At 74.7% G+C, this 7213-nt stretch carries 7 protein-coding genes; 5 read left to right on the top strand and 2 right to left on the bottom strand.

The genetic code is table 11. From position 1 onward, the window contains the following. Positions 1-106 precede the first annotated feature (106 nt). Positions 107-1909: a methionine--tRNA ligase gene (gene metG, locus ACFT41_RS31770; RefSeq protein WP_377590073.1), complete on the top strand. Its 1803-nt coding sequence runs from the start codon at positions 107-109 to the stop codon at positions 1907-1909. Positions 1910-1978: 69 nt separating this feature from the next. Here the strand turns inward: metG and ACFT41_RS31765 are convergent, their stop codons facing one another. Both ACFT41_RS31765 and ACFT41_RS31760 read right to left on the bottom strand, forming a co-directional pair. Further along, complete coding sequence (locus ACFT41_RS31765) at positions 1979-2830, bottom strand: alpha/beta fold hydrolase (protein WP_377590074.1); 852 nt, start codon at positions 2828-2830, stop codon at positions 1979-1981. A gap of 105 nt (positions 2831-2935) precedes the next feature. Then, positions 2936-4183, bottom strand: coding sequence for a hypothetical protein (locus ACFT41_RS31760; protein ID WP_377590076.1), 1248 nt, complete (start codon positions 4181-4183; stop codon positions 2936-2938). A 147-nt stretch (positions 4184-4330) separates the two neighbouring features. Here ACFT41_RS31760 and ACFT41_RS31755 point away from each other — a divergent pair, with 147 nt between their 5' ends. From ACFT41_RS31755 to ACFT41_RS31740, 4 genes are read left to right on the top strand one after another with little or no spacing between them, the layout of a single operon-like run. After that, positions 4331-5245, top strand: coding sequence for a TatD family hydrolase (locus tag ACFT41_RS31755; protein ID WP_377590080.1), 915 nt, complete (start codon positions 4331-4333; stop codon positions 5243-5245). Then, complete coding sequence (rsmA, locus tag ACFT41_RS31750; RefSeq protein ID WP_377590082.1) at positions 5242-6114, top strand: 16S rRNA (adenine(1518)-N(6)/adenine(1519)-N(6))-dimethyltransferase RsmA; 873 nt, start codon at positions 5242-5244, stop codon at positions 6112-6114. The genes ACFT41_RS31755 and rsmA overlap by 4 nt, the downstream gene beginning before the upstream one ends. 9 nt (positions 6115-6123) lie before the next feature. After that, the gene (locus tag ACFT41_RS31745; protein WP_377590077.1) at positions 6124-6252 is read left to right on the top strand and encodes a hypothetical protein; all 129 of its coding nucleotides are present in this window, start codon (positions 6124-6126) and stop codon (positions 6250-6252) included. Then, a complete protein-coding gene (locus ACFT41_RS31740; protein ID WP_377590079.1) occupies positions 6249-7205 on the top strand; it encodes a 4-(cytidine 5'-diphospho)-2-C-methyl-D-erythritol kinase in 957 nt (318 codons plus the stop codon). The genes ACFT41_RS31745 and ACFT41_RS31740 overlap by 4 nt, the downstream gene beginning before the upstream one ends. The last annotated feature ends 8 nt before the right edge of the window (positions 7206-7213 follow it).

The raw sequence follows: 7213 nt of genomic DNA, 5'->3' as shown, positions 1-7213 counted from the left end.
CAGCCGGACCGCCAAACCCTTCCGATGGCGCTACGACGGTCGGCCTCTGGCAGCGTGAACCCAACCCTGACAAGACTTCTGCGGGGCTGCACTAGGCTTGCTGGTCATGAGTCACGTTCTCGCGGCGGTAGCCTGGCCGTACGCCAACGGCCCGCGCCATATCGGCCACGTCTCCGGTTTCGGCGTTCCCTCCGACGTCTTCGCCCGGTACATGCGGATGGCCGGCCACGACGTGCTCATGGTTTCCGGCACCGACGAGCACGGCACCCCGATCCAGGTGCAGGCCGACGCCGAGGGGGTCACCCCCCGCGAGCTGGCCGACCGGTACAACAGGGTGATCGCCGAGGACCTGCGGGCGCTCGGATTGTCGTACGACCTGTTCACCCGCACCACGACCCGCAACCACTACGCGGTGGTGCAGGAGCTGTTCTCCGGGCTGCACCGCAACGGCTACATCGTGCCCAAGGTCACCACCGGGGCGATCTCGCCGTCGACGGGCCGGACCCTGCCCGACCGGTACATCGAGGGCACCTGCCCGATCTGCGGGTACGACAGCGCCCGCGGCGACCAGTGCGACAACTGCGGGAACCAGCTCGACCCGGTCGACCTGATCAACCCCAAGTCCAAGATCAACGGTGAGGCGCCGGAGTTCGTCGAGACCGAGCACTTCTTCCTCGACCTGCCCGCCCTCGCCGACGCCCTGCGGCGATGGCTGGACGGCCGGGAGGGCTGGCGGCCCAACGTGCTGCGGTTCTCGCGGAACCTGCTCGACGACCTCCAGCCCCGGGCCATCACCCGGGACCTGGAGTGGGGCGTGCCGATCCCCCTCGACGGCTGGCGCGACCGCCCGGACAAGCGGATCTACGTCTGGTTCGACGCGGTCATCGGCTACCTGTCGGCGTCCATCGAGTGGGCCCGCCGCACCGGCGACCCGGAGGCGTGGCGGAAGTGGTGGTCCACCGACGCCGAGGGCAAGGACGCCCTGAGCTACTACTTCATGGGCAAGGACAACATCGTCTTCCACTCGGTGATCTGGCCGGCGCTGCTCGGCGGATATTCCGGCGCGGGCGACCACGACGGCGAGCCCGGCGCGCTGGGCCGGCTCAACCTGCCCACCGAGGTCGTCTCCAGCGAATACCTCACGATGGAGGGCCGCAAGTTCTCCTCGTCCCGCAAGGTCGTCATCTACGTGCGGGACTTCCTCGAGCGGTACGACGCGGACGCGCTGCGCTACTTCATCGCGGTCGCCGGGCCGGAGAGCAACGACACCGACTTCACCTGGGCCGAGTTCCTCCGGCGCAACAACGACGAGCTGGTCGCCGGCTGGGGCAACCTGGTCAACCGGTCGGTCTCGATGGCGGCGAAGAACTTCGGCGCGATCCCGCCGGTCGACCCGGCCGGGCTCACCGAGGCCGACGAGGCGCTGCTCGCCACCGCCCGCGCCGGCTTCGACACCGTCGGCGACCTGATCGGCCGGCACCGGCAGAAGCAGGCCATCGGCGAGGCGATGCGGGTCGTCGCCGAGGCCAACAAGTACCTGTCGGAGCAGGCCCCCTGGAAGCTCAAGACCGAGGCGGACAAGCCCCGGATGGGCACCATCCTTTACGTCGCCCTCCAGGTGGTCAGCGACGCCAACACCCTGCTCACCCCGTTCCTGCCGCACTCCGCGCAGCAGATCCACGAGCTGCTCGGCGGCACCGGCGTGCACGCACCGATGCCGGTGATCGAGGAGGTCGACGACCTCGACGGCGGGCCCGCGTACCCGGTGCTGACCGGCGACTACACGGTCGGGGCGCGTTGGGAGTCGGTGCCGCTGGAGGTGGGCCGGCCGCTCGCGCCGCCGAAGCCGGTGTTCCGCAAGCTCGACCCGTCGATCGTCGAGGAGGAGTTGGCCCGGCTGGCTGGCTGACTCCCACCCGCCCGTGCCGGCCACGCGCGAAACCGCCCGCGAAACCGGTCGCCGCGAGGACTGCCAGGCTCAGCGCCGCGCCAACGCCGGGGCCACGACGAACTCCAGGATCGCCCGGTTCACCTCGTCGGCGTTGGTCCACGGGATGCCGTGCGGCGCGCCCTTGAGCGTCACCAGCCGGCCGTCCGGCAGCATCGGCTGCAACCGCTGGCCGGTCACCCCGTACGGCAGCACCCGGTCCTGGTCGCCCTGGACGATCAACACCGGCACGTCGATCCGGGGCACGTCGGGCCGGAAGTCGGTCAGCCAGGCATCCACGCACTGGTAGGTGCCGATCGCCGAGGCCCGCGCGCCGATGTCCCAGTGCGCCCGGTACGCCTCCTCGCTGACCAGCCTGCCCTTGTTGTCGGCATAGTTGAAGAAGTTGTCGCAAAAGCTGGTGAGGAACGCGAACCGGTCGGCGAGGATCGCCTGCTGGAACCCGTCGAACAGCCCCCGGTCCAGCCCTTCCGGGTTGTCCGGGGTCTTCAGCAGGAACGGCGCGAGCGGGGCGAGCAGCACCGCCCGGTCCACCCGGTTCGACCCGTACGTGCCGAGGTAGCGGGTGACCTCGCCGGTGCCCATGGAGTGCCCGATCAGGATCGCGTCGCGCAGGTCCAGCTCGGTCATCAGCACGTCCAGGTCGGCCGCGAACGTGTCGTAGTCGTAGCCGGCGGCCGGCTGGCTGGAGTTGCCGAAGCCCCGCCGGTCGTACGTGATGGTCCGGTAGCCGGCGGCGAGCAGCGCGCTGGTCTGCTTCTCCCACGTCGCCCCGTTGAACGGGAAGCCGTGGATCAGCACGACCGGCTGGCCGCTGCCGTGGTCCTCGTAGTACAGGTCGATGGGCGCGGTGTTCTCCGCGCCGACGGTCACGAAGGGCATGGCATCTCCCGGGAGCGGGTCGGGTCGTCGGACGCCCCGCGCATTCCCGACCCAACCCCCGATATGCCCGCCCCCGCCGGGGCCCGCCGGCCAGGACCGCGCCGGTCAGAGCGGGTAAGACACGTCGATCATCCGGTCGTCGGTCACCTCGACCGCCGGGGCCCAGACCTCGTAGACGCCCCGTTCCTGGCACTGCGCCCCGGTCCCGGCCACCGCGTCCGGATCCGGCCGGGTCAGCCGCAGCCGCAGCCAGCCGGCCTCCTCCCGCAGGACCAGGCAGGGCACGCCCCGCCAGGCGGCGTGCCGCAACCGGCGGGCCACCGCCTCGACCGGGTACCGGGCGGCCCGGGTCATCGCCAGCACCCGGAACCCGCCGGGCAGGTCGGCGACCGCCTCGTAAGCGGTGCCGGCGTACCCGCCGACGAGCTGGGTCGAGCGGGCCACCTCGCCGGTCGGCAGCCACTCCTGGTCGGGGGAGAGGTCCGGCACCCCGGCCAGCAGGTGCCGCCACTGCGGGCCGACCATCCGCAGCCAACCCCGCTGCTCGGCCTGGTAGCTGTAGAGCACCACCTCCACCCCCGACGCCGGATAGGCCAGCAGGGCGGCGTTCGCCGGCATCGGCAGGTCGGCGAAGTCGCGGGTGACGAACTCCGGGACCAGTTGCGCCTCGCTCGGCACGAACCCGGTGCCCAGCACCGGCGGGCCGAGCCGGTCCCGGGGCGGCAGCGCCGTCAACCCCCGGTGCTCCGCGCCGACCGGCAGCACGTAGTCGGCCGGGTCGGCGGCCCGCCAGCGCAGCGCGTACGCCACCTCCAGGTCGTCCCGGCCGCCCGGCGAGTCGGTGCGCAGCACGGCCAGGGCCGCCGGGGTACGCAGGTGCGCCACGTCGTGTTCGCGGTGGCAGAAGCCGTGTGGCAGCCAGCCCCGGGCGTACCCGGCGAGTTGCCGCGCGGAGAGCACCTTGACCATGCGGGTGCCCCGCCGGATCACCGTGGACGCCCGCACCGCCGCCAGCGTGGGGTCACCGGCCGAGGCCGGTTGCTGGCTGAGCCGCTGCACCTGCGGCCAGCCCCGCTCGCGGTGCAGCGGCACCAGCAGCGGCGCGTCCGGCTCCTCGGTCGGCTCGGCGGCGCCGTGCACCGCGTCGACCTCGCTGGCGTGGGCGAACCTCCGCCAGGGCAGCGGCGCCCCCGATCGGGGCGCCCACTCGAAGCCGGGTGCCTCCCCGGCGCTGAACAACTCGTACGCCGCGCCCCGGGCGATCTCCTCCGCCGGGTACGCGACCCCGCCGCACGTCACGTGTAGCCCCGTCCGCGCTTCGGCGGCTCCGCTGGCCTGGGGGGCGACGCTCACCCCGGCGACGCTAGGCCCGCTGCGTTCCGGGCGGGTGAACGGCCGGTGACGGCCCGGTGACCGGAACCTGGTCGGCGCGCTCCCCACCCCGCGGCCGGGTCACCCGGGAGGGGCCGGGTGGCGGACCGGGCCGACCGGCGGTGTGTGATGCTGGCGGCGATGACCGAGTCGACCGCACCCCGCCGGCAGCGGGCCGCCCGCCGGGCCGGCGAGTTCCCGCCCGCGCCCGAGCCGCTGCCCGGGCCCGTGCCGGACAGCCACACCCACCTGGACATCACCGTCACCGAGGCCGGCGTCCCGGCCGGCGGGGCGGGCGGCAACGCCACCGCCGACGACCCGGTCGCGGCGGCCGTCGCGGTGGCCGCCGAGGCCGGCGTGGACCGGCTCGTCCAGGTCGGCGTCGACGTCGCGTCCTCGGCGTGGAGCGCCGACGCCGCCGAGCGCTACCCGGCGGTGCTCGCCACCGTCGCGCTGCACCCCAACGAGGCGCCCCGCCTCGCCGACCTCGACGAGGCGCTGCGGGTCATCGAGGCCCTCGCCGACCGCGACCGGGTGCGCGGCATCGGCGAGACCGGAATGGACTTCTTCCGCACCGGCGACGAGGGCCGCGCCGCGCAGGAGGAGAGCTTCCGCGCCCACATCGGCATCGCCAAGCGGCACGGCAAGGCCCTGGTCATCCACGACCGGGACGCCCACGCCGACGTGCTGCGCGTCCTCGACGACGAGGGCGCCCCGGACACCGTCGTGCTGCACTGCTTCTCCGGCGACGCCGACTTCGCCCGCGAGTGCGTGCGCCGGGGATACCTGCTCAGCTTCGCCGGCACCGTCACCTTCGCCAGCGCCGCCGCGCTGCGCGAGGCCGCCGCGCTCACCCCGCTCGACCAGCTCCTCGTGGAGACCGACGCCCCGTACCTCACCCCCACCCCGCACCGGGGGCGACCCAACGCGTCGTACCTGCTCCCGCTCACCGTCCGCGCGCTGGCCGCGACCACCGGCGCGGACCTCGACGCGCTCTGCGGCGCACTGTCGGCCAACGCCGAACGCGCCTTCGGCCCGTGGTGAGCCCCGGCCTGCTCGGCCCGGCCGAGATCCGCGACCTCGCGGCCCGCCTCGGCGTCAGCCCGACGAAGAAGCTCGGCCAGAACTTCGTGCACGACCCGAACACCGTCCGCCGCATCGTCGCCGCCGCCGGGCTCACCGCCGCCGACGTCGCCCTGGAGGTCGGCCCCGGCCTCGGCTCGCTCACCCTGGCCCTGCTCCCGGCCGCCGCACACACCCACGCCGTCGAGATCGACCCGACGCTGGCCGCCGCGCTGCCGCAGACCGCCGCCCGGCACGCCGGCCCGTACGCCGACCGGCTCACCGTGCACCGCGCCGACGCGCTGCGCATCGACCCCGCCGAGCTGGCCGACCCCGCGCCGACCGCCCTGGTGGCGAACCTGCCGTACAACGTGGCCGTGCCCGTGGTGCTGCACCTGCTCGCCGTGCTGCCCAGCCTGCGGCACGGCCTGGTGATGGTGCAGAAGGAGGTCGCCGACCGGCTCGTCGCCGGTCCCGGCTCCAAGGTGTACGGCATCCCGTCGGTCAAGCTCGCCTGGCACGCCCACGCCCGCGCCGCCGGCCGGGTCCCACCCAACGTGTTCTGGCCGGTGCCCAACGTCGACTCGGGGCTGGTCGCCTTCACCCGCCGCGAGCCGCCCCGCCCCGACATACCCCGGGAGCGGGTCTTCGCCGTCGTCGACGCCGCGTTCGCCCAGCGCCGCAAGACCCTGCGGGCCGCCCTCGCCGGCTGGGCCGGCGGCCCCGACCGGGCCGCCGCGGCCCTCACCGCCGCCGGGGTGGACCCCGGCGCGCGTGGGGAGTCACTCACCGTCGAGCAGTTCGCCGCCGTCGCCGCGTCGGCCCCGACCGGCACGCCGGCCGCGCAGTAGGCTGGCGCCGTGCCCGGACCCCGCAACGCGTACGACCTGGTTGACGGCCGGTCCGCGCCGGCCGCCGACCCCGCCGAGGAGCTGATCGTGACCGAGCCGTTCGACATCCGCCTGTGCCTGCGGGGCATCGTCCCGTGACCGAGGCCTGGCGACCGGACGACGATGACGACCAGCAGCGGCGCGGGGCCACCGGCCCGGTCCGGGTGCGGGTCCCCGCCAAGGTCAACCTGCACCTCGGGGTGGGACCGCTGCGCCGCGACGGCTACCACGAGCTGAACACCGTCTACCACGCCATCTCGATCCACGACGAGCTCACCGCCCGCCGGGGCGACACCCTCACCCTGACCATGGAGGGGGAGGGCACCGGCGAGCTGGCCCTGGACGACACCAACCTGGTGATCCGGGCCGCCCACGCCCTGGCCGGCTACGCGGGCGTCCTGCCGCACGCCCGGCTGCACCTGCGCAAGCAGATCCCGCTCGCCGGCGGCCTGGCCGGCGGCAGCGCCGACGCCGCGGCGGCGCTGGTCGCCTGCGACGCGCTCTGGGGCACCGGGCTGTCCCGCGACGAGCTGGCCGGGATCGCCGCCGACCTCGGCTCCGACGTGCCGTTCCTGATCCACGGCGGCACCGCGCTGGGCACCGGCCGGGGCGAGGCCGTCAGCCCCGTGCTGGCCCGCCCCACCTCCTGGCACTGGGTGGTCGCCATCGCCGACGGCGGTCTCTCCACCCCCGCCGCGTACGCCGAACTCGACCGGCTCCGCGCCGCCGGCACCGCCGGGCCGCCGCTGGGCAGCGCCGACGGGCTCCTCGCCGCGCTGCGCCAACGCGACCCCCGGGTCCTCGCCGCCACACTCGGCAACGACCTCCAGGCCGCCGCGCTCGCCATGCGCCCGTCGCTCGCCGCCACCCTCAAAGCCGGCGAGGCCGCCGGGGCGCTCGCCGGCATCGTCTCCGGCTCCGGGCCCACCTGCGTCTTCCTCGCCGCCGACGCCGCCGACGCCGAGCGGATCGCCGCCGAGCTGGAGGCGGCCGAGGTGTGCCGCGAGGCGCGCACCGCCCACGGCCCGGTGGCCGGCGCCCGGATCAGCTGAGCCACCCG

It is taken from the genome of Micromonospora sp. NPDC057141, from assembly GCF_042670805.1.
Lineage (GTDB): Bacteria > Actinomycetota > Actinomycetes > Mycobacteriales > Micromonosporaceae > Micromonospora.
This window is presented reverse-complemented; position numbering and strand designations above follow the sequence as displayed.